The following is a 22,221-nucleotide window of genomic DNA, read 5'->3' as shown; positions in this document are numbered from 1 at the left end:
TTCACAAATTTACATTAGAGGGCTAAAAATAAATAAAAAAACCAGAGTAGACTGACGAAAAATGACGCTTTGTTATTAAATAGCAACACATAATTACAAATGAAACCCCACTCAGATTACGTTTGGTAAAGATATGGATATGCAAAAAACAGAGATGCCTGAACAGGTGCAAACTCTTAATGTAGAATTATTAGGTAAACCCATTCATATCATTCGCAATAAACTCGAAGAGTTATTGATTAACTCATGCCAACAGCTAAGCCTTGAACTACAAGCTTGGTTAAAAACACAACAAGTGTTAGTCGAATTGGACCATGTTTCGCTTACTGAACTACCACAAACTAACGTAGATGCCACTAGTGTTTCAGTCCTCAAACACTACGATGACGGCATGCTTTATGTGTCGATGGAACCCACCATGCTAATGCGCTTATCTGACCAATTTTATAGCACTAGCATGGAACGCGGCGGCGGGGAGCTCACTAATAGCGACTTGCGATTATTACAGCGCATTGCCAAGTGCGCCTCACAGTGGATAGCGCCAGAAACCACATGGAAGCAACATGAATTCGAGGTTATTCCGGGCATTGGTATTGCTGCCAAGCTATCCATTTATGTGCGTAACCAACAAGCTCTATTGGCCGTCACATTAGATAGTGCTCTGATTCAAACGCTGATCGACGAACTGGAGCTAACACCCAACCCACACATGGCAAGTGACTTCAATCATGCTTTGCACAAAACCCCGGTCCGCTTAAACGTTCAATTGAGTAAGACCGTGTTGCCTTTAACACAAGTACTCAAACTCAAAGCCGACGACATTCTCCCTATTGAACTGCTCAATAACGCTCCAGTGAACATTGGTAAAGAGACCCTATTCACAGGGCGCGTGGCAGAGCAAGAGGGGCAACTTGTTTTAATTTTAAATAATGATAAGGAAACCAACCGATGAGCGATTCGCCAGAACAAAGTGTCTTCGACGGTGACGAACTGCGCTTCGATGACTTTCAACTTGAAGACTTTGATACCGACGCCCCAATGGCCGCTCCAGTTCAATCTGAGCGAGATCTTAGCTTCTTCAAAAATATCCCCGTCACTGTGACGCTTGAAGTCGCCAGCAAAGAGGTTGCGCTAGGCGATCTGATGTCTGCTGGTGAAGGTAGTATTATCGAACTTGATAAGCTAAACGGCGAACCGTTGGATGTGAAGGTTAATGGTTCTCTTATGGGGCATGCCGAAGTCGTCGTCGTCAACGAAAAGTACGGCCTGAGACTGATTGATGTTGTTGATTCTGCTCTCACCTCTATGGGTAAGTAGCTCGTGAAACTGCGTTTAGCTGGTATCGCTTATCCTTCGAACCTACGCCTGCTCCTCATAGGCTTGGTCATCGTCATGCTCGGTTTGTTTGCTCATCCCGCTTTAGCGGATAACGGGCTGACTTTTCTGACCGTTAACGATGGTCAATCAGAACAAGAATACAGCGTAAAGCTGCAAATCTTGCTCTTGATGACAGCTTTGAGCTTTTTACCTGCGTTCATTTTGATGGCCACCAGCTTCACTCGCATCATTGTCGTGTTAGCGATTTTGCGTCAGGCTTTGGGCTTACAACAAAGTCCCCCCAACCGAGTATTGATTGGTATTGCACTCAGTCTGAGCATCCTCATCATGCGGCCCGTTTGGAGCGATGTGTATGAGCACGCCTTTGTTCCTTATGACCAAGGCGAGATCACTTTGATGCAAGCTTTTGCTACCGCAGAAAAGCCGGTACGCAATTTTATGCTCGCACAAACACAACGTAATTCACTCGAACAAATGCTGCGCATTGCCAACGAACCAGTGAACTCAAAAGTGGAGGACATTTCCTTTGCTATTGTTCTTCCAGCCTTTGTGATCAGTGAGCTGAAAACCGCGTTTCAGATCGGCTTCATGCTGTTTATTCCTTTTTTAATCATAGATTTGGTAGTCGCAAGTGTCTTGATGGCAATGGGTATGATGATGCTTTCGCCATTGATTGTCTCATTACCATTCAAATTGGTGGTATTCGTTTTGGTTGATGGTTGGGCGATGACAGTCGGAACCCTATCCGCCAGCTTTGGCAGTGGATGAGAGCGTGAATCATGACTCCAGAACTGACCGTTACTCTGTTTTCAAACGCCGTCTGGCTCATCATCAGCATCGTGATGGTACTGGTAGTGCCAGGACTGCTTGTGGGTTTGGTTATCGCGGTTTTTCAAGCTGCGACTCAAATCCAAGAACAAACACTCAGCTTTTTACCCAAATTATTGGCCACCCTGTTGATGGTCATTTTTGCCGGGCATTGGATGCTACGCAAAATCATGGAGCTATTCGACTTCTTGTTCCATAACATTCCAGGGATGATTGGTTAATGCAGATTACGTTCGCCGAAATATCTCAATGGTTAGGTCAGTTATGGTGGCCCTTTTTCAGGATTGGGGCTGCCTTTCTGGCCATGCCATTTTTCGGTGATGCGTTAATTCCAGTATGGGTCAGAGCCCTACTTGCCTTATCGATTGTGGTGATCACGGCACCGCTTATGCCTGCAATGCCTGCCGTTGATTTGCTGTCGATGACCTCTCTGTTTTTGGCCTTTGAACAGGCTATGTGGGGACTTTTTTTCGGACTCATACTGCACCTTTTTTTCACCATTTTCACCATGCTAGGGCAAATCGTCTCGCTACAAATGGGGCTTGGTATGGCGATCATGAACGACCCGGTCAATGGACTCTCCGTTGCCATTTTGGGACGAATTTTCTTGCTGCTGTGTACGTTATTATTCCTTGCACTCGAAGGGCATCTTCTGGTCATTGATATTTTGGTGCAGAGCTTTGTGGTATGGCCGGTCGGCTCTGGCATCACCATCGCCTCTTTAGACAATATCGTTTCTTTGTTTGGTTGGATGTTTGCTTCAGCCTTAGCTTTGGCGTTGCCAGCCATCGTCTCCATGCTATTGGCGAACATCAGTTTTGGTGTCATGAACCGAGCGGCACCCAGCCTAAACGTTTACGCCCTTGGCTTCCCAATGACCATGTTGCTTGGTTTGTTTAGCATCTTGCTAACAGTTAGTGGCATCCCTAGTCGCTATACCGCGCTGGTACACGAAACATTGAGTCAACTTAACCTGTTTATGGTGGGGGGCGCATGAGCGAGCAGTCCAGCCAAGATAAAACCGAAAAAGCCTCACCCCAGAAGATCAAAAAGGCGAGGCAGGAAGGTCAAATTCCTCGTGCCAAAGAGTTCACTACTGCGGTGCTGTTTTTGATTGTTGCCATCTATTTTTATAGCCAAATCGGTCGTATTTGGGAGCACATTTCTGGTGTATTTCGCTTCAATATGGCACTAACACGTCAGGACCTAGAAAACCCTAAACAAATGATTGAGCAACTGGGTCAAAGCCTTGGCATCATCATCGAATTACTGCTGCCCATGTTTATGGTAATCGTCATTGCCGCTATCGGCAGTAGCATGATACTTGGCGGTTGGATGTTTCGCCCAGCAAATATCCAACCCAAGTTGAGTAAGCTCAACCCCATTTCCGGTGTTGGACGTATGTTTTCAACACGTTCATTGGTTGAATTACTGAAGTCGTCACTCAAGGTCACGGTGATTTTTGCCTTACTGTATACCTATTTGGATAGCAACTTTTCTCAACTACTTGGCATGCAAAAGCTCACCCTATCTCAGGGTATCACTATGGTGATGACGATTTTGTTTGAAGGTCTATTACTGATGGGTGTGGCTCTGCTTATCTTCGGCGTAATTGATATTCCTTACCAACGTTGGGAGCATCTCAAGCAGCTTAAAATGACCAAGCAAGAGCTGAAAGAAGAGTACAAAAATAATGAAGGGCGTCCGGAAGTAAAACAGCGTATTCGTCAAATTCAACAGCAGTTTGCACGCCGAAAAATCGACAAAGCCGTCCCCAAGGCTGATGTGGTGATCACTAACCCAACGCACTACGCCGTGGCTCTAAAATACGACACCTCTTTGTCAGATGCGCCATTTGTGGTGGCGAAAGGTATCGATGAGACGGCGATGCACATTCAACGTATTGCCCGCGAAAATCAGGTAGAAATATTACACTCGCCGCCATTAACGCGCTCTATCTACTACACCACCGCCATAGAGCAAGCGATCCCAAGCCAGCTCTACATCGCCGTGGCACATATTTTAACTTACGTGATGCAATTAAAGGCGTTTCGCCAAGGCTCGGGAGACAAACCGCTACCACTTCCCGTGTTCTCAATACCTAAACATTTGCAACACTAACGGATAACTAGAACAAGTAACAAAGGAACTCTCATGTTGAATCGTCTTAAACAATTTAGACGCTCAGGAAAAGGCTATATTGGCATCCCTATTGTGTTGCTGATGATTTTGGCGATGGTGATTTTACCATTGCCACCTTTGCTACTCGATGCGTTGTTCACGTTCAATATTGTTCTGGCTATTTTGGTGTTACTGGTCAGTACCACCGCCAAAAGACCGCTCGACTTTTCCATCTTCCCAACCATTTTGCTTATCGCAACCCTAATGCGACTCACCTTGAACGTGGCCTCGACTCGTATTGTTCTACTCGAAGGCCATAATGGTGGAGACGCGGCTGGTAAAGTTATCCAAGCCTTCGGTGAAGTCGTGATTGGTGGTAACTACGTCGTAGGTATGGTTGTCTTCGTCATCTTGATGATCATTAACTTTGTGGTGATCACCAAAGGTGGTGAACGTATTTCTGAAGTTTCGGCTCGTTTTACCCTTGATGCGCTCCCTGGCAAACAGATGGCGATCGATGCAGACTTAAACGCAGGACTGATTGATCAAGAAGCGGCAAGACAAAGACGTAAAGAAGTCGCCAACGAAGCTGATTTCCACGGTTCGATGGATGGTGCCTCTAAGTTTGTGCGTGGCGATGCTATCGCAGGCTTAATGATTCTGTTTATCAACATTATCGGCGGTATCAGTATCGGTGTGTTTGAACACGGCTTACCCGCTTCTGAAGCTTTCAAGACCTATGCACTACTGACCATCGGTGATGGCTTAGTGGCACAGATTCCATCACTGTTACTGGCAACGGCAGCGGCCATCATTGTTACTCGCATCAATGATAGCGATAACGATATGACCGATACCATGCATAAGCAGTTATTGGCGACGCCAGCAACCTTATACACGGTTGCCGCCATTATGCTGATTATTGGTCTAGTACCAGGCATGCCACATCTCGCCTTCTTCACGTTTTCTGGTGTATTAGCGTTTGCAGGCTGGCGTCAATCCAAAGCTCCTGTTAGCGACCCGCAACTTGATGAAGTTCAAGCGATTTCTGCTGCCATGCAAGCAGACAATGAGCAACCACTATCTTGGGATGATATCCCACATGTACACAGCTTATCGCTAGCTTTGGGTTATCGATTGGTTCACCTAGTGAATAAAGAGCAAGGTGCGCCGCTGACACAGCGTATTCGAGGGGTACGTAAAAATCTTTCCGAACAAGTGGGCTTCTTAGTTCCAGAGGTGAGTATTCGAGACAACCTGAGTCTTAAACCTAACCAGTACACCTTATCACTTAACGGTGAAATCATCGAAGAAGGCTTTATCGAACCCGATCGTCTGATGGCTATCGCTGTTGGTGAAACTTATGGCGAAGTGGATGGCATCTTAGGCAGTGACCCTGCTTATCATCTGCCGGCGGTTTGGATCGAACATAAAGACAAAGCTAAAGCGCTTAATATGGGCTATCAAGTCGTCGATGATGGCACCGTTATCGCCACACACATTAGTAAGGTGATGAAGTCGCATCTAGCGGAGTTATTTACTCATGATGACGTGGATGCAATGAATCTGCGCTTAACCCAACAAGCACCTAAACTCTCCGAAGCGCTCGGTGCAGCTTTAAACCCAGCACAACAGTTAAAGGTGTACAGGCAACTACTGCTCGATCAGGTTCCTCTTAAGGACATTCGCACCATTGCCAATACCATGCTGGAATCAGCAGAAAATACTAAGGACCCTATTCTTATTGCTGCCGACGTGCGTTGTGCACTGCGCCGCACTTTAGTTAACCTTGTGGCTGGGCAACGTAAAGAGCTAAGCGTGTACGCACTTTCTGATGAGCTCGAACAGATGTTGATGACGTCACTACAACAAGCTCAAGCCAATGGCAGCGTCATGTTAGATAGCTTCCCAATTGAGCCCAATATCCTAAGTCAATTCCAGCAAAACTTGCCGCTGATAAAACAGCAGCTTAAGCAACAAGGGCTTGCGCCCATCTTATTGGTCATGCCCCAGCTAAGACCTTTGATCGCTCGATATGCCCGCACCTTCTCGCAAGGATTGGCGGTACTGTCTTATAACGAAATCCCAGAAAACAAACAGATAAACGTGGTAGGAAACCTTGGATAACCTAACTTCAAACCAAGCGCTGTATCGCTACCTACATCAGCTAGTGGAGCAGCATGTCGTTACGGAAGACGACCAGATTATTTTTGACGCTTTTGAACAAAATGACATTCGCCATGCCTGTCAGGCCATTCGCGACACCAAAAACGGGGAAGTCGAGTTTCAGCATTTAACGCTGCGATTCGGCAGCCAAAGTGAGCAAAGCGTCTACCAGTTTGACCTTTCTGATACGATGCGCTTTTGTCTCGATTTGTACAGTTTGTATCTCGCCTTGCGCCAAACCAAGTTCCAAATAGAGACCTTTCACCCAGATCTCACCAGTAATGTCGTCGTGCCTATTAGTAGTGATGCCCTGCTGTGGGAATCGGGTGAGCACTTTCTCAAACAAGTGATTCGATACCACGCAGGCGCGTTCTACCATATTATCCCTTCACTGCAACTGGGTGAGACCACCCCTTTGCATGAGCGGGTTAATGCATTAACCGAAACCCTCAAAGAGCAAGCTTTCGCATTATGGTTCGACGTTGACCCGAGCCAAGGTATGTTCGAACAGTTACTGCCCTTCGAGCCCGATGCGCTCAAAGTAGCAGCAACGTTAGAAAACAAACAAGACCGAACACGGTTATTACCTTTGGTGAAATTCTGTCGTAATCATAAGTTAGCTTGGGTGGCAGGACGAATCAGTAATCAAGATGAACTCACCCAATTTAAGCGCCTTGGAGCCAGTCATTACTTTGGCTACTTTAGTGATATTCCGACCTCAATGTCATTTAAGTCATTCGGTGATGCCGGTAATGATGAGTACTAACCAAGCGCTTATTTAAACCACATCGGCGCCTCTCTTTTCACTCTTTCTAGCAGAAAAGAGAGGCCAACCTCCCTAACAAAATCGCTATTTTTCGGAATAAACCTCACACTTTCCCACCCAAAATCAATAATTTCCAAGTTTTTTTCATTTTCCAATTAATCCTAGAAATTAACCGACCGCCTCTTGTTAGTGAGCGGGGCGAATGTCCCACATTGATATAGATTCAAGGAGAATGACAATGGCTTTATCGATGCACACTAACTACGCTTCGCTAGTTACACAAAACACTCTGAACAACACAAACGGTCTGCTAAACACAGCAATGGAGCGTTTGAGCACAGGTTACCGCATCAACTCTGCAGCAGATGATGCAGCAGGTCTTCAAATCTCTACTCGTTTAGAATCTCAAACTCGCGGTATGAACGTTGCAATGCGTAATGCACAAGACGGTATCTCAATGATGCAAACTGCTGAAGGTGCGATGGACGAGATGACAAACATCGTTTACCGCATGAACGACCTAGCAACTCAAGCATCAAACGGTTCTGCTTCTACAGCTGACAAAACTGCACTGAACAAAGAATTCCAACAGCTTAACGAAGAGCTAGTAAACATCATGGATTCAACTAACTTCGGTGGTCAAAAGCTGTTTAACACGACTGGTTTCGCTGCGGGTGCAGTTAACCTACAAATCGGTACTAATGCTGGTGAGCAACTAGCAGTTGACGTATCTACAGACATCACAGCTCTAAACACAGCAATCGGTGCAGCTGGTGGCTTTGCTCTAGGTGATATCTCGACAGAAGCTGGTGCTCAGACAGCACTTACTACTCTAACAGGTGCAACAGGTGACACAGGTCTTCTTGCTGATATCGGTACTACACGTTCAAGCTTTGGTGCGAACATCAACCGTCTAGAGCACACTATCGTTAACCTTGGCAACATGGTTGAGAACACATCTGCTGCGAAAGGTCGTATCACTGACGCTGACTTCGCTGTTGAGTCTTCAAACATGACGAAGAACCAAATGCTAATGCAAGCGGGTACAACAGTTCTGTCGCAAACTAACCAGCTACCTGGTATGGCGATGTCACTACTTCGTTAATAAAGCAAGCATCCTTAATAATTGGTGCGGTGATCGCTACCAGCCAACCGCATCGGTTATTTTTGGATATGATGAATTTTCCTTCGTTAACTATTCATCCGTCCTTTTAACCTCCTTCGGGAGGTTTTTTCATTACTAGGTGGTGCTTGATGGGATGTGAAGAGATGAAAACAAAACTAACTCTGAACCCAGATCTCATATTGCCACTTATCTTATCACCAACGATTAATACCTCTCACCGTCAAGTCGCCTTAACCCTCTGAGTAATAGGCAGTTTACTGGTGGAAAAGCGGAACTAGCACAATGGAAACCCCGCTTCCGCCCACGAGAGAAAACTATCCTAACCAATTGAATTTTAATGTTTTAAATCATGGCATACATCTTGATTTAACCCACTAAGAATACTGTGCTGTCCATCCCTATTGCACGGCGAGCAGCAAAACTAAGGAGCACTCCAATGAGTTCGTTTGACCCAATCACTATGGCGACCAACCTTGCCACTTATGATGTGCAGCCATTTCAGCAGCGCTACCAAATGCAAGCGGATAAGTATCAGGCTCAAATTACTGCGCTAGGTAAAGTGGAATCGGCATTGCGTGAGTTCCGAACTGCCGTAACCAACATGAACAGCAGCAGCTCGAACATCATTAAGAATACGGCAACGGTTTCACAAGAGGGTTTCCTTTCTGCGACGGCCAATGCCAGTGCCATGGCGGGCAGCTATCAAGTGTTTGTGGAACAAGTTGCCACCGCACACCAACTCTCAACGGGTATGCCAGCCGACCTAGATGCCAACACTGAGATTCCAACAACAGGCACGCTCGATTTAACGGTTGACGGTAAAACCCTATCACTCGATCTATCAACAGTTGATACCGACGGCGATGGCAAAGCAACTATGGCCGATTTGGTTTCAGCTATTAATAACGACCCTGATAACCCAGGCGTCAATGCCACTCTGGTTCGTTCCAATGGCCAGACACACTTCATGCTGTCGAGTACTGAAACGGGTGTTGCCAATACTGTAAACGTGTCAGCTTCAGGCACTGGAGCATCCTGGTTTGAAGATGCCTTTACTAACACCAGCAATATCAGTACACCGCAAGATGCCGTCATTTGGCTAGGCGCTGAGGGTAGCGGCCTAAAACTGACCAACAGTAGCAATACCTTTACTGGCGTTATTGATGGTGTTGACCTGACGGTCAGTAAGGCGCAGGTCTCGGGAGAGCAACCGCTGACGCTGACTATTGGTGCCGATGATGAAGCGACAAAAGAACAAGTTAACGCCTTCATTGATGCTTACAACACTCTGATGTCTACCATGGATGAATACACTGGTATCGGCGGGGAGGATAAAGCACGTGGCGTGTTAGCGAGTGACCCAACACTTCGCTCTATTGAAAGCCAACTTACCAGCATTATTCGTGGTGAATACAACGGAATGCGCCTAAGTGAAGTGGGTATTGAGATTGATCGCAGCGGCAAGATGACACTGGATACTACCAAGTTCGAAGAGGCGCAAAAAAATAACAGTGCCGCGCTAGAAGCCATGTTTAACGGCGACGGTAATCTTCTGGATTCCATCGACACCATGGTTGACCCATTTTTGAAGTCGACCACCGGTCTTTTCAAAACCCGTAAAGACTCCTTACAACAGAACATTTCGCGCATTGACGACAAACAAGCAACGTTAGAGCGCAAGTACGACATGGCGTACAGCCGCTACCTCAAACAATTCACTCAAATGAACACCTTAATGACACAAATGAACCAAACCATGAGCATGTTTGGTTAGGGCTAGGAGTACAAAATTATGCTAATGGATTCAGGCTACGACTCATATCAGCAGGTCGATTTAGATGCCCAAGCAGCAGCCGCAAACCCACATCAACTAGTGGTGATGCTGATCGACGGTTTACTTAATGAAATTGAACGTGTGCGCGGTCATATAGGCGCAGGGCGCTTAGCTGAAAAAGGAGATGGTATCAGCAAGTGTATGAACATTCTTGTCGGCCTCGATAGCGCACTTGATGATGAAAATGGTGGCGAAATCGCCGAGAACTTGCACCAACTTTATGACTTCTGCCAAATCGAACTCTATCAAGCCAGTATTCACAATGACGTGGAAAAACTCGCCAGTGTAGAGCGTGTGATGGGCAATATCAGAGAAGGATGGTTGAATTTTGGCAATCAAGCATAAGGTGTCCCCTGAGCGATTCAGACACCTCAGTAAACTTATTGAAATCGCGACAAAAACGGAAGATTGGCACGCACTAAAACGCTACGACGTACAGCTTCGTGAGCTTTTGGACACCCATAGACCTTACTTAAAGGACCCTAGGTTAGCGCCCGAAATTCGCCATGCTAGACAGACTCATTTAGCGGCGTACGAAGCGTTGTCCGTTGCAACCAGTGAACTCAAAAAACGCCTCCACAGTGTGAGCGAGGAAAAAGAGCGAACGGTGGCTTATCAACTTGCGATGACATTGGAGTAACCCCATGCTAACCATGACCAATATTCAAAGTGGTGACAGTTCGGCGCGTGTTAGTGATGGTTCATCAAACCAGAGCATTAATGCAGCAAGTACCTCATCACCTAAGGACGCTGCTGTCCCTTTTGGCCAGCTCGTTAAAGCGCCAAAACAACACGATCAATCCGTGGTTGATGACCCTTTGTTAACCAACGAGGCAGATAACGCTGACGAAAGTGCTGTGCACGCTACACTAGCGACACTGATTACCGAGCCAGAGTTGCCTCAAGGTTCTGCCGTTGCAACAAGCCAAACACCTGCAACCTCACTGCAGCAACAAGCTTCCGAGCTACTTAGTCAGTTTGTGGTCAATGCCAATACACGCCATTCCGCGGCACCTCAAGTTGAGGCACATGTCGCTCACCCATCAATAGCGATAGGTAAAGAAAACTCACCACGTAGCTCGGTCAACTCGGCTCTGCTGGTGACACAAGCAGCTCCAGACAACACCATCTCTCGCCCCATTAATGCAGAGATAGCTAACTCACTAACAAACTTAAGTAGCCAGCCAGTGACAGCCCAACAAACTCAAGGTCACCAGACTACTCCTGCGCCAGTATCCACCACACCTTCCACAACAGAATGGGCACCGGTTCGAGTGGACACTCAAGCAGGTAAATGGGGGGAGCAAATGCTGCAAGTGCTCAACGACCGAGTCACTCTACAAGCTCAACAAAACTTGCAAGAGGCTCGGATCAGATTAGATCCGCCTGATCTTGGTAAATTGGATCTTATGGTTCGTGTTGAAGGCGATCGCTTAAGTGTGCAAATCAATGCCAATGCCGCTGCTACACGCGAGGCATTAATGCAGGTCTCAGAACGTCTTCGATTTGAACTGCAAAATCAGAACTTTATGCATGTTGACGTTCAGGTCGGTACTGGAGAAGGCCAACACGAATCACCGCAGCATAGTCAGGAGGAAGAGTCGACGGTTCTCGCCTCTCGTCGCTTTGATGATGACTCTTCATTTCAATCCACCTTTACCACTGCTGAACACTGGCTCAGTACGCAAGCCTAGTGCTATGCACTAAGTACCTCATAGGAAATAAATTATGACTAAACCGCAACTCTTTGCCATGTTCATCGCCATGATAGTGACCAGTGCCTTGGTCTCTGCTGCTACTGTGTTTGGTGCAGCCTGGTATTTAAAGCAAGCGGGCGATGACCGCAGCATGATTGAAGACACTCCACTGTCGTTTTTGACCCAAGACAACCAAAATAGCCAAGGCCCAAGCTTTCAATCATTGGACAAGGTAGTACTGAGTGTCAGAGGCAAGAAGCAAACTCACTTTGTAATGATCGAGCTAGCGGTAGAAACTCGCCGCCCAGATCGACTGCAGAACATCAATGACTACATGCCCATTGTCCGCAATGCCATGCTCAACTTGTTCAGCCAAAAAACTTATGAAGACCTTCATGGCGAACAAGCCCTTGCATCGCTACAGGACGAAGTAAAAAACACTGTGATGATGGCGTTTGCTAAAACTGAGGTGATACGCGATATCGACGATGTACTGCTTACCAAGTACGTCGTGCAGTAGAGGCCGCCTATGTTGGATATGAATTACACGGACAGTTATGGTGTCGCCGACGAAGTGAATTCGCCAACGACACCCATTGATGAAAATCGTCTTCTGAGCCAACACCAGATTTTGGTGAAACGAGTGGTCAATCAACTGCGTAACCATGCTACGACCCATTGCAGCATCGAAGACATGCAGCAAATAGGATTGATAGGGTTACTGGAAGCAGGGCGTCGCTATGGCAATATCGATGACCCCAACTTCCCTGCATTTGCTGTGTGTCGTATTCGAGGCTCTATTTTGGATGAGCTACGCCGACTTGATTGGCGTTCACGTAAAACACGCCAGCAAGCGCATGAGCTCAACGATATCACCCGCGATCTCACCAAAGCACTGAAACGAATGCCGACGGAGCAAGAGATCATTAAAGCCCTTGGCACCGATCAAGCGGATTATCACACTCGGCTCAGCGCCTCAATGGCTGGCGAGATGCAAAGTCTCGATCAGTTGATAGAAAAAGGGCTGGAAGGTCAGGTAGATAGTGCCTATGAAGGTATGAGCCATGAGCATATTCGCCGCAGTCTAGAGGTCGCTCTCGCAAAATTGCCAAAACGAGAACAACTGCTGATGACACTGTTTTATCAGCACGAACTCAACCTACATGAAATTGCCTTGGTACTCGAACTGACACCACCACGGATCTGTCAGCTCCACAAACAAGCGCTAAAACAACTCAACCAATTACTATCTTCTTAGGAGTCACATATGCAAAAGTTTATGGGCGCGATCATTATTCTGATGTGTGTCTTCGGCGGTTACGTTTGGGCCGGGGGAAGCATGATGGCCATTTGGCAGCCAGCCGAATTTCTGATCATCATAGGTGCCACAGTCGGTTCATTGATCATAGGTAACCCTCCGCAAGTCTTGAAAGAAATGCGCAGCCAGCTTCGCTCTATTATGTCACCTCACAAGGACGAGCAAGCGTTCTACATGGAATTAATGGCATTACTGCAAGTCTTGTTAGAAACCGTTCGCAGTGGTGGCTTCAAAGCACTCGATAAACATATCGAGAACCCTGAACAAAGCCCGATTTTCAACCGTTACCCACTGGTTAGCCGTGATTATCGTCTTGTTTCTTTCATTACCGACAATTTGCGTTTAATGGCAATGGGACAAATGTCGCCTCATGAATTAGAGGGACTACTAGAGCAAGAGATTGAAGCGATTGAATCAGACCTGCTGCTTCCATCTCGCTCAATGCAACGTACGGCAGAAGCTCTACCCGGTTTTGGGATATTGGCAGCCGTTGGCGGGATCATCATCACCATGCAAGCTATTGATGGTTCCATTGCCTTGATTGGCTATCACGTCGCCGCCGCTCTAGTAGGTACATTTTTAGGTATTTTTGGTTGTTACTGCTGTTTAGACCCAGCCAGTAATGCCATGGCTCAACGCGTTAAGCGTGATATGTCAGCCTTCGATTGCATCCGCGCGACACTGGTCGCCTATGTAGCGAAGAAGCCGACATTGCTCGCGATTGATGCTGGCCGCAAACACATTCAGCTCGACATCAAACCAACCTTTAATCAAATGGAGAGGTGGCTAGCTGAACAGGAGGGATAATGCAAAAACAAGAGCAAGTCGTCTTTAAGCGTTCAGGACGCCGCCATGACCATGAGTACCATGGCGGTGCTTGGAAAGTCGCCTTAGCCGACTTTATGATCGCGTTAATGGCTCTGTTCCTCGTGTTATGGGTAATGCAAGTGGTCGACAAAGAAGAGCGCAAAGCGATTGTCGCCCACCTACAAATGGCCAGTGTTTTTGATAAGAGCACTGGCAGCCTTTTCGATACTTCACAAAGTATCTCCCCTATTGATCTTGCCTCCGACTCATCGGTGACCAGCCGTCATGACTCAGTGCATACCGTGACCTCTTTTTTCCAGGGTGATCGCGATGGACCAGAGTCTGACTCGCTGATAAACGGCACCTTTGATACCCAAGAGCGCTTAGAAGCCTTGGCGAAAGTGGTCAATGAAATGATGCGCCAGATTAATGCTGATGGGAACGTTGACGTCACGGTCACCCCACAAGGCTTAAGAATCGTGCTGCAAGATGACTACAAACAAAACATGTTCCGACGAGGTGGTTCAACGCTTACTCCTTTCTTTGAAGACCTGTTATTGGCATTAGCACCGGTATTCCAACGCGTTGAAAACCCGATGATCATCAGTGGACACACCGACGCAACTCAATACCGTAAAGCGTTTAGTAGCTCCTCTAACTGGGAACTGTCCTCTTCTCGAGCCAATAGCGCCCGACAAACCTTGGTCGCTGGCGGTATGCCTGAGCAAAGAGTGCTACAAGTCACCGGAATGTCTGACCGAGCGCTGCTCAATCAACAGGATCCTAAATCGAGTGAGAACCGCCGTATTGAACTGTTTATCTTGACCACTCCAGCTGCCGAAGTGATCAGCACCTTATTTGGCGAACAGCCGACTAACGAGGTCGAAAAGGCACGTGAGAAGGCTCAGTTTAATCAACCTGTGTTCCGAACCGATACCATTCGCTTTGAGTCGGAAGGCACCTCTTCCGTTGAGCCACAAGCACTTTAGCTTGCGCGCTTAATCAGGTGTTCTATGCTTAGGTAGAACACCTAAATATGCTAATAATTTCTTATTGATTTCATCGAAGTAGAGCGTGTTATGCGTCAAACTCATCCTCACATTGCAGACAGCAAATCTGACCCGCTTCAAAAAGCATTTTTGTGGCTGATCATTATTGATTACGCGTTGCTTGCTCTGTTTTTAAGTCAGTTATCCACGCTGTCTTTAAAAGGAGGAACGGGGATCAGCTTGCTGCTCGTAGTCTATAACGGCCTACTGACTTTCCTCTGCTTCCGTCGAACCAATAAGCGCGACGCCTACATCATCTACCCCACTCTTTCAGCGACGCTGTTAGCGTTTATCTGCTTTTTGTATTTTTTCTTTTTGGTGTGACTTAAACCCTATTTAATAAGTCATTTACCTCAGGTGTCATCCCCCCCAAAAAAACGTTCATCATTCCCTTGAAAAAGGGAATCTCATACAGTGCATCTCAAACCTAAATAACATGACTTACGCTCTAATTTTCAGTCATCTACGCGAATTAGAAATTCTTCGTTGTCACGAAGATGACGGTCTATTTGAGATTGCAGGAGACAGGATGCTGCCGTGACAATTTTTCTTTTCACGGGCAACTGCAGATCCTCACATCCGTGAGGAGAGTGATTTGTTTCCGAGGTTTTTCGAAGGGATTATTTAAGCAAGGCAACTACAGTATGACGACGAACATTCGCTTGTGCGTTGAGGGCTTTAAATGTAGTGGTGAAGTCTTGAGAGAGCTGAGTGAAGTCATTGAGCTTTTGGGAAACTTGTTCTGAAGATGGCACATTAGACTGGCTTTGAATGCGCGTCATTTGGGTATTCAATTGAGATTGAAATTGTCTAGCTTCGTTTAAGCTTACTTGTGCTTGCTGTAGATGTTGATTGACCTTAGCAATGGACTGTTTGATTCCATCTCGAGACGCTAAGTCGAATTTTAACTCCGCCATGCCATCAGGCTCAGCTTGAATATTGAATGCGTTCGCTTGTCCGGCAGGGAAACGGTGTCCTTGCCCAGTGACCAGCACTTGTTGCTGCATGGCCGCATAAGCAGATTCATGGACATCAAACAAAATGCTGCCATCCTGCGATAAAGAGGCTCGCATACCCATAGGTATTAAGCTGCGATCGAGCTGTTTCACCGTTCGAACACCATCAGATTGGCCATCAAACTGCAACACAACCGAACCGCCACTTGGGAAATCCAGTCGAATTTGCTCGGCTCTTTCGCTCATACGATGGACGTTGAGCCCTGGAATAGAAAAACGGCGCACATCGGCGCTATCGAGCTTAAGATTAAGCTCATTATCCACCACTCGCTTGCCATCAAACCTCGCTTGATTCAATGTCGCTTCAATCGTGGCTTTAGAGCGTGCCAACGAATCAGGCATGTTACTGTTAACACCATGCGAAAGCGCTTGGGTCAGTTGGCGTTTAACTTGGGTGAGCTCTTTACCGACACCTTGCAGTGCCTTAGTGGCAATTTGCACTGAAGTAGCGTGTTGCTGACCTTGTGTAAGCAACACGCCTGAAAGTGAATAAGCTGACGTAATGTCAGCTTGAGGTCTTAGCAGGCGCTTTGACAGTGAGGTACTGGTATCAGTGGACGCTTGTGAGGGCGCGATACTGGCCGCTTCTTGCCCTGTTAGCTTGATACTATGCGGTCTAACTTCAACCGTACTTACTGCCATAACACCTTTCCTTGTTAACTAATTCTTAGACCTAAATACGGTCGAAAAGCGAGAGATCGTTAATTTTTACATAGCTGGCTTGAGTTGCTTGTAATGCTGCCATGTAGTTGCTGAGACGAACGGATGCTTCACCATAATCCAACGCAGAAATATCACTGGTCACTTTATCAACGAATAGCTTGTTTTCACCGTGTGCGCCATCCATCAAATCAAGGTTATTGTGGCGACCACCGATCTCTGTCATCGCCCCAAGCACGTTACCCAAGGTATCATCTATGGCGTTCAGGCTAGCATCAACTTCAGCTTGGAAATTTGGACTCGGGTTCTTAAATTCAACAATCAACGCATCGATTTGATTAAGTACGTTGTTTCCTCCGCCAAGCTCAAGAATATCCTTGGCCGTCATGTTCGACTCCATGGTGACGCCTTTAGCAACCGTCACCACTCGCTTATCGCTGTTACCATCCACGACATAACCGGCCCCAGAGTTTGACAGTGCTGGCGTATCAGTTTTGGTGCCTGAGAACAAATAGTGGCCTTCTTCATCCTGAGCATTAAACGAAGACTCAATGGAATCACGTAGACTTTCCAGCTCGGTGATCATGCCGTCGCGGTCTTCGTCCGTTAGCGTGCCATTAGAACCCCACAGCACCAATTCACGCATACTTTTTAAACTCTCATTGACCGAATCAAGATAAACCTCTTGGCTTGATAGCGTGGTTTTCACATTAGCAATATTGCGTTGATATTGATTAATTGCGCTGCCTTCACGGTCGAGGTTCAACAACTGAATCGAGGCCATTGGGTCATCAGACAATTTAGTTAGCCGATCACCGGTCGCCATTTGTTGTAGCACTTTGCCAAGCCCAGCATTATTGGTCTGCAAGCTTTGCAGCATCATCTGGCTAAATTGAGTATCACTGATTCTCATACTAACTCCTTAAAATAACTGCAAAACGGAATCAAACAGCTGGTTAGCCGTACTGATCACCTTCATATTGGCATTGTGCGCATTGGCAAAGGTCATTAGGTTCGCCGCTTCTTCATCACTATTAACGGCACTGACGTTATCGCGCGCTGCCACCGACTGTTCAAACATTGACTGTTTCGCTTGGTAATCTGAATCCGCTTGGCGGGCTTTGATTGCCGTTTCGCCAACCATCGCAGTAAACGCGTCATTCAGCGACAGGGAACCAAAGCCAGTAATGGTCACTGGTTTGTTACTGATGGCAATCAAGTCCTTGAGGTTATCACTGTTACCTGGGTTACCATCGCTCGAAAATGCTAACTCATCCGACTTAATATCCGTGATAGTTAAGCTGGCAGCTGGGTTAGCTGGGTCGTAGCTAAATAAGGCTTTACCCGCATTGCCATTAAGATCCTGACCTGCTGCCAAGACCGCATTCACTTCATCCGCCAAGCTACGCGCCATATCATCAATGGCGTCTTGATAGGGTTTGAGTACATCCACTTGATAGTCATGAAGTGAGCCCAACTTACCGCCAAGGTCACCTTTAGCCGCAAAGGTTTGATTGCCAAACTCAATATGGATGTCGGCAAGATATGGATCGCTTGGGTCAGGAATCGCTTTAATCACACTGGCATCGCTGCCCATTACTAAAGGCTGCCCTGAAGCCAATGAGACTTGAATACTGCCATCCGCTTGATTGGTGGTCTTCACTTCCATCACTTTGGAAAGTTCTCCCACAAGCGCATCACGCGTGTCCATCAACTGCGCAGGGTTACCACCCGTGCCTTGCATTTCAACAATTTGCTTATTCACTTCCGCGATATTGGACATCAAGCTATTTGCATGAGAAATGGCGGCGTTACGCTGGTCATGTACATCTTTATGTTGATTGTGCAGCGATTCGGTCAAAGTATTGAAGCGGCGAGCTAAGGCCTCCGACTCATTAATCACCTGTTGACGCAGTGGGGTTGATTCAGGCTTTGTCGTTGCATCGTTCAGTGCTGCAAATAGAGAATCTAAGCCTGCCGATAAGCTAAAGCCATCAGCCCCTAACATGTTTTCCAGCTGACTCATGGCGCTGGTATAACCCGATGCGTAGTTAGCGGCACTGGCCGTTGACCACGTTTGCTTCACCAAATATTGATCGGTCACTCGGCGAATACTGGTCACTTCCACCCCCATTCCGGGGTTGGTTTTATCGTATTTCCCCCCAGCCAACGACGCCATCACCGCTTGCTGACGGCTGTATCCCGGCGTATTAATATTGGCGACGTTTTGAGCGGTCACATCCAATGCCACTCGGTTGGCATTCATGCCTGAAAGCGCAATATTGACGAGGTTCATAACTAGAGCTCCGTTGTTCTAATGAGAGGCTGAGAAAACGCCATGGTCGTGGCCGCCTCGCTTGGGGACTGAATAGTGAAGGCGACGGAATGATCGATGCCATTAATCACATCGTCACTGTGAAGCGAAGCTGTTGTGCTAACCTGTGAAGTTGCTTCCATATCGTTAGCCGACCTTAGGGTGCGTGTTAAGCTAGGGTCGAACTGCACCTCGAGGTTCGAGGCTGATGCTTGAGTAGGGCTTAGCTGTTTCACCAGCATATCGGCAATGCCAGAATTCTGCTTTTTGGCAAGTTCGATAGCCAATTGTCCATCATGCATATCTCGAAACACGCCATGTTGCTGCGACGAGAAAGGGCTGTCTTCATCTGCCAGTACGTCACTACTGCTGCGCATTTGGCGCAGTACCATTTGCAAGAACATGGCTTCGAACTGCCCGGCGACTTCTTTTAGTGCCCCTTGCTCATCGGCACTGTGTTTAATGTTGGTCAGAGCGGCATTATCGTGATAGAGCATGCTATTAATTCTCGTGCTGTCATTCATCGCGTCTATTTTCATCACACTCTCCTAGATCACTACCAACTCAGCATTGAGCGCACCTGCTTCATGCAAGGCCTGTAGAATGGACATCAAATCGGTTGGGGTTGCCCCTAAGCTGTTGACGGCATTCACAATGGTGTTGAGCTCTGTCCCTTCAGGCCAGATCACCATTTGCGCTTGGTCTTCACTGATATCAATTTTCGATTGATCGACCACAACCGTGTCACCGTCAGCGAAAGCATTCGGTTGGCTCACTTGTTGAGACTCAGTAATCGATACCGTTAGGTTGCCATGGCTTACCGCTGCTTCTGTCACTTTTACGTTTTGTCCTACGACAACCGTGCCGGTACGCGAGTTAAAGACGATTCGAGCAGGTTTGCGTCCCTCTACAACACTCATTTCTTCTAGCATCGACATCATGGTCACACGCTGCTGAGTATCTTTTGGCGCGCGCATATCGACGCGCACTTTGTTGATAGCAATGGCCACATCTGGACCAAACGTACCATTGATTTCACGAGCGATATTCTTTGCCGTGGTGAAGCTGGCTTTACGTAGATTCAACGTGATTTGAGAACGAGAGTTAAAGTCCGACGGGATCTCACGTTCTAAGGTTGCGCCATTAGGCACTCGTCCTGCGGTGGGCGTATTTACTGCGATTTTAGAACCACTGCGTCCTTCAGCAGACACACCTCCAACCACCACATTACCCTGAGCAACTGCGTAGACTTCACCATCCACACCTCGCAATGGCGTTAAGAGTAACGTGCCTCCACGTAAACTTTTGGCATCACCAATTGACGAGACCACTATATCCAACATTTGCCCTGGGCCTGCCATCGGGTCCACCGAAGCAGTGACACTCACCGAGGCGACGTTACGCAATTTTGGATTCGCATCATCACCGATTTGTACCCCAAATTGGCGCAGCATATTGGTGATAGACTGAGCGGTAAACTTCACTTGGTTTCGGTCACCTTGGCCGTCGAGACCCACAACCAAACCATAACCAACAAGCTGGTTAGTGCGCACACCTTGTACGTCCACCAGATCCATAATTGGGATTTCTACCTCGGCTCTGGCTGATGACATCATACCGAGAGCAAATGCCAGTAGAATTGAAGTAAAGAAATAGCGTTGTTGAGTCATTAGAACGGCATCCATGGGCTGGTAAAGAACTGAGTGAGCCAACCAGCAGAGTTGCTGTCAGCTAAAGCACCACGTCCAGAGTAGGTGATGCGTGCATCCCCTATGCGATGAGAAAACACTTGGTTGTAACGGTCCACATCGTCGGCACGAATAATGCCCGTGACGCGAATAAATTCATCGCCTTGGTTAAGACGAATCCATTTCTCACCGCTAATTTTAAGTACGCCATTGGGCATCACTTCATGTACCGTGACCGTAATAGCACCTTCTAACTTATTACCTTGGGAGCTAGCGGCACTGCCATCAAAAGCTCGACTGCCATTAAGACCCACCGCCGTCTCGTCAAAGGTGTTTCCACCAACGGTTGCCGCACCAAAATCCACTTTAGACGTCTTGCCGAATTTGGTATCCGCTTTCTTGCTCGATTGCGTTTCTTCCACCAGCAAAATCGTCAGTACATCACCCACTCGGTACGCTCGACGGTCTTGGAATAAGGTTAAGTTATATTGATGGCGATAGAGGCTTCCTCCCGTTGCTTGTGGCAGCGCGTAATTGAGCTCAGGCGGTGCATACTTTTGTTCATCCGGCTCTGGTGGTACAAACTCTGGTCGAGCTGCACAGCCAGTAAGCACGAGTAGCCCAATTACCACTCCCCAGCGAGAAAGCCATTTCATACCACTTATCCCTTTTCCGTTAATTCCCAACTTTACTAACCTACACCGCTTGTGCGACGAACTTCAGCATGTCATCGGCAGCCGAGACCACCTTGGCGTTCATTTCATAAGCGCGTTGGGTGGTGATCATATCGACCATCTCTTCCACTACTTGCACGTTTGAGCCTTCTAATGCGCCTTGCTTGATACTGCCCGCCCCTTCTTCACCGGCAATCAGCTCTTCTGCTTGCCCACTGGCTTCGGTCTCTTTAAACAAGTTGCCTCCAATGGCTTCTAGACCGGCTGGGTTAACAAATTTCGCTAGGGTGATTTGTCCTAGATCCTGTGGCGCAGGACCGTCTGCCGTGGTCGCAGTCACCGTGCCATCAACACCAACAGAGAGTGTCAAAGCGTTATCGGGAATCTGAATTTGAGGCTCCAATGGCAAACCTTGGCTGTTTACCATCAGACCTTCTGAATTGACATGGAACTGACCATTTCGGGTATACATGATCTGGCCATCAGAGTTTTCAATCTGGAAAAAGCCTTGTCCCATCACAGCTAGGTCTAGGTCTTGCCCTGTGTTTTGCGCGCTGCCTTGAGTAAAGACTTTTTGAGTGCCCACCACACGCACACCACTACCTAACTGAACCCCAGTCGGTAGTTGGTTCACTTGGTCGACTTGCGCGCCTGGCTGGCGCTGAATGCTATAAAATAAGTCTTCAAACACCACTCGATCGCGTTTGAAGCCTACGGTATTAACGTTGGCAAGGTTATTGGAAATCGCCGTCATTTTTGTATCTTGGGCGGCCATCCCTGTTTTACTGACCCATAATGCTGAATGCATGGTTTACTCCT

The 22,221-nt window shown here is 47.3% G+C and carries 25 protein-coding genes; 18 read left to right on the top strand and 7 right to left on the bottom strand.

The window, feature by feature from the left end; all coding sequences use genetic code 11:
• The first annotated feature begins 139 nt into the window (after window positions 1–139).
• The 18 genes from JKJ11_RS00535 (at window position 140) to JKJ11_RS00450 (ending at window position 15,374) form a co-directional block, all read left to right on the top strand.
• Window positions 140–952, top strand: coding sequence for a FliM/FliN family flagellar motor switch protein (locus JKJ11_RS00535; protein WP_252038622.1), 813 nt, complete (start codon window positions 140–142; stop codon window positions 950–952).
• On the top strand, window positions 949–1,317 hold the full coding sequence (gene fliN, locus JKJ11_RS00530; RefSeq protein ID WP_038228711.1) for a flagellar motor switch protein FliN: 369 nt from the start codon (window positions 949–951) through the stop codon (window positions 1,315–1,317). Before JKJ11_RS00535 ends, fliN begins: the two co-directional genes overlap by 4 nt.
• A gap of 75 nt (window positions 1,318–1,392) precedes the next feature.
• The gene (gene fliP / locus JKJ11_RS00525; RefSeq protein ID WP_252039081.1) at window positions 1,393–2,106 is read left to right on the top strand and encodes a flagellar type III secretion system pore protein FliP; all 714 of its coding nucleotides are present in this window, start codon (window positions 1,393–1,395) and stop codon (window positions 2,104–2,106) included.
• 11 nt (window positions 2,107–2,117) lie between these two features.
• Window positions 2,118–2,387, top strand: coding sequence for a flagellar biosynthesis protein FliQ (gene fliQ, locus JKJ11_RS00520; RefSeq protein ID WP_006072158.1), 270 nt, complete (start codon window positions 2,118–2,120; stop codon window positions 2,385–2,387).
• Window positions 2,387–3,163: a flagellar biosynthetic protein FliR gene (fliR, locus tag JKJ11_RS00515; RefSeq protein WP_006072156.1), complete on the top strand. Its 777-nt coding sequence runs from the start codon at window positions 2,387–2,389 to the stop codon at window positions 3,161–3,163. The genes fliQ and fliR overlap by 1 nt, the downstream gene beginning before the upstream one ends.
• Window positions 3,160–4,287 (top strand): flagellar biosynthesis protein FlhB, encoded by a 1,128-nt coding sequence (gene flhB / locus JKJ11_RS00510; RefSeq protein WP_031493095.1) that lies wholly within the window; start codon window positions 3,160–3,162, stop codon window positions 4,285–4,287. The genes fliR and flhB overlap by 4 nt, the downstream gene beginning before the upstream one ends.
• Window positions 4,288–4,320: 33 nt before the next feature.
• Window positions 4,321–6,414, top strand: coding sequence for a flagellar biosynthesis protein FlhA (gene flhA / locus JKJ11_RS00505; protein ID WP_252038621.1), 2,094 nt, complete (start codon window positions 4,321–4,323; stop codon window positions 6,412–6,414).
• Window positions 6,407–7,219, top strand: a complete 813-nt coding sequence (locus JKJ11_RS00500; RefSeq protein ID WP_006072151.1) for an EAL domain-containing protein — start codon at window positions 6,407–6,409, stop codon at window positions 7,217–7,219. Before flhA ends, JKJ11_RS00500 begins: the two co-directional genes overlap by 8 nt.
• Before the next feature lie 238 nt (window positions 7,220–7,457).
• Window positions 7,458–8,324: a lateral flagellin LafA gene (gene lafA / locus JKJ11_RS00495; RefSeq protein WP_006072148.1), complete on the top strand. Its 867-nt coding sequence runs from the start codon at window positions 7,458–7,460 to the stop codon at window positions 8,322–8,324.
• 457 nt (window positions 8,325–8,781) lie between these two features.
• The gene (gene fliD, locus JKJ11_RS00490; RefSeq protein WP_236111281.1) at window positions 8,782–10,119 is read left to right on the top strand and encodes a flagellar filament capping protein FliD; all 1,338 of its coding nucleotides are present in this window, start codon (window positions 8,782–8,784) and stop codon (window positions 10,117–10,119) included.
• Window positions 10,120–10,137: 18 nt separating this feature from the next.
• A complete protein-coding gene (fliS, locus tag JKJ11_RS00485; RefSeq protein WP_006072145.1) occupies window positions 10,138–10,524 on the top strand; it encodes a flagellar export chaperone FliS in 387 nt (128 codons plus the stop codon).
• Window positions 10,508–10,819 (top strand): hypothetical protein, encoded by a 312-nt coding sequence (locus tag JKJ11_RS00480; protein ID WP_006072143.1) that lies wholly within the window; start codon window positions 10,508–10,510, stop codon window positions 10,817–10,819. Before fliS ends, JKJ11_RS00480 begins: the two co-directional genes overlap by 17 nt.
• Window positions 10,820–10,823: 4 nt before the next feature.
• Entirely contained in the window at window positions 10,824–11,873 is a 1,050-nt protein-coding gene (locus JKJ11_RS00475; RefSeq protein WP_242456552.1) for a flagellar hook-length control protein FliK, read from the top strand.
• Between the two features lie 34 nt (window positions 11,874–11,907).
• Window positions 11,908–12,396, top strand: a complete 489-nt coding sequence (locus tag JKJ11_RS00470) for a flagellar basal body-associated FliL family protein (protein ID WP_031493313.1) — start codon at window positions 11,908–11,910, stop codon at window positions 12,394–12,396.
• Window positions 12,397–12,405: 9 nt separating this feature from the next.
• Window positions 12,406–13,134 carry a FliA/WhiG family RNA polymerase sigma factor gene (locus JKJ11_RS00465; RefSeq protein WP_006072137.1) on the top strand — a complete coding sequence of 243 codons (729 nt, stop codon included), beginning with the start codon at window positions 12,406–12,408 and terminating at the stop codon, window positions 13,132–13,134.
• Window positions 13,135–13,143: 9 nt separating this feature from the next.
• Window positions 13,144–14,001 carry a flagellar motor stator protein MotA gene (motA, locus tag JKJ11_RS00460; protein ID WP_006072135.1) on the top strand — a complete coding sequence of 286 codons (858 nt, stop codon included), beginning with the start codon at window positions 13,144–13,146 and terminating at the stop codon, window positions 13,999–14,001.
• Window positions 14,001–14,990: a flagellar motor protein MotB gene (locus tag JKJ11_RS00455; protein ID WP_006072134.1), complete on the top strand. Its 990-nt coding sequence runs from the start codon at window positions 14,001–14,003 to the stop codon at window positions 14,988–14,990. The genes motA and JKJ11_RS00455 overlap by 1 nt, the downstream gene beginning before the upstream one ends.
• Window positions 14,991–15,080: 90 nt before the next feature.
• Window positions 15,081–15,374, top strand: coding sequence for a hypothetical protein (locus JKJ11_RS00450; RefSeq protein ID WP_006072133.1), 294 nt, complete (start codon window positions 15,081–15,083; stop codon window positions 15,372–15,374).
• A gap of 296 nt (window positions 15,375–15,670) precedes the next feature.
• Here JKJ11_RS00450 and JKJ11_RS00445 read toward each other — a convergent pair whose 3' ends face one another.
• From JKJ11_RS00445 to flgG, 7 genes are read right to left on the bottom strand one after another with little or no spacing between them, the layout of a single operon-like run.
• Window positions 15,671–16,708 carry a flagellin gene (locus tag JKJ11_RS00445; RefSeq protein WP_252038620.1) on the bottom strand — a complete coding sequence of 346 codons (1,038 nt, stop codon included), beginning with the start codon at window positions 16,706–16,708 and terminating at the stop codon, window positions 15,671–15,673.
• Between the two features lie 31 nt (window positions 16,709–16,739).
• Complete coding sequence (gene flgL / locus JKJ11_RS00440) at window positions 16,740–17,639, bottom strand: flagellar hook-associated protein FlgL (protein ID WP_006072129.1); 900 nt, start codon at window positions 17,637–17,639, stop codon at window positions 16,740–16,742.
• A 9-nt stretch (window positions 17,640–17,648) separates the two neighbouring features.
• Window positions 17,649–19,022 (bottom strand): flagellar hook-associated protein FlgK, encoded by a 1,374-nt coding sequence (flgK, locus tag JKJ11_RS00435; protein WP_252038619.1) that lies wholly within the window; start codon window positions 19,020–19,022, stop codon window positions 17,649–17,651.
• 2 nt (window positions 19,023–19,024) lie between these two features.
• Window positions 19,025–19,579 (bottom strand): rod-binding protein, encoded by a 555-nt coding sequence (locus JKJ11_RS00430; protein ID WP_252038618.1) that lies wholly within the window; start codon window positions 19,577–19,579, stop codon window positions 19,025–19,027.
• 9 nt (window positions 19,580–19,588) lie between these two features.
• Window positions 19,589–20,710, bottom strand: a complete 1,122-nt coding sequence (locus JKJ11_RS00425; protein WP_006072123.1) for a flagellar basal body P-ring protein FlgI — start codon at window positions 20,708–20,710, stop codon at window positions 19,589–19,591.
• Window positions 20,710–21,384 carry a flagellar basal body L-ring protein FlgH gene (gene flgH, locus JKJ11_RS00420; protein WP_006072121.1) on the bottom strand — a complete coding sequence of 225 codons (675 nt, stop codon included), beginning with the start codon at window positions 21,382–21,384 and terminating at the stop codon, window positions 20,710–20,712. The genes JKJ11_RS00425 and flgH overlap by 1 nt, the downstream gene beginning before the upstream one ends.
• Window positions 21,385–21,424: 40 nt before the next feature.
• The gene (flgG, locus tag JKJ11_RS00415) at window positions 21,425–22,210 is read right to left on the bottom strand and encodes a flagellar basal-body rod protein FlgG (protein WP_006072118.1); all 786 of its coding nucleotides are present in this window, start codon (window positions 22,208–22,210) and stop codon (window positions 21,425–21,427) included.
• Window positions 22,211–22,221 lie beyond the last annotated feature (11 nt).

It is taken from the genome of Vibrio sp. SCSIO 43133, assembly GCF_023716845.1.
Classification (GTDB): domain Bacteria; phylum Pseudomonadota; class Gammaproteobacteria; order Enterobacterales; family Vibrionaceae; genus Vibrio; species Vibrio mediterranei.
Note: the sequence above shows the minus strand (reverse complement) of the source record. Positions and strands in the feature narration are given on the sequence as shown.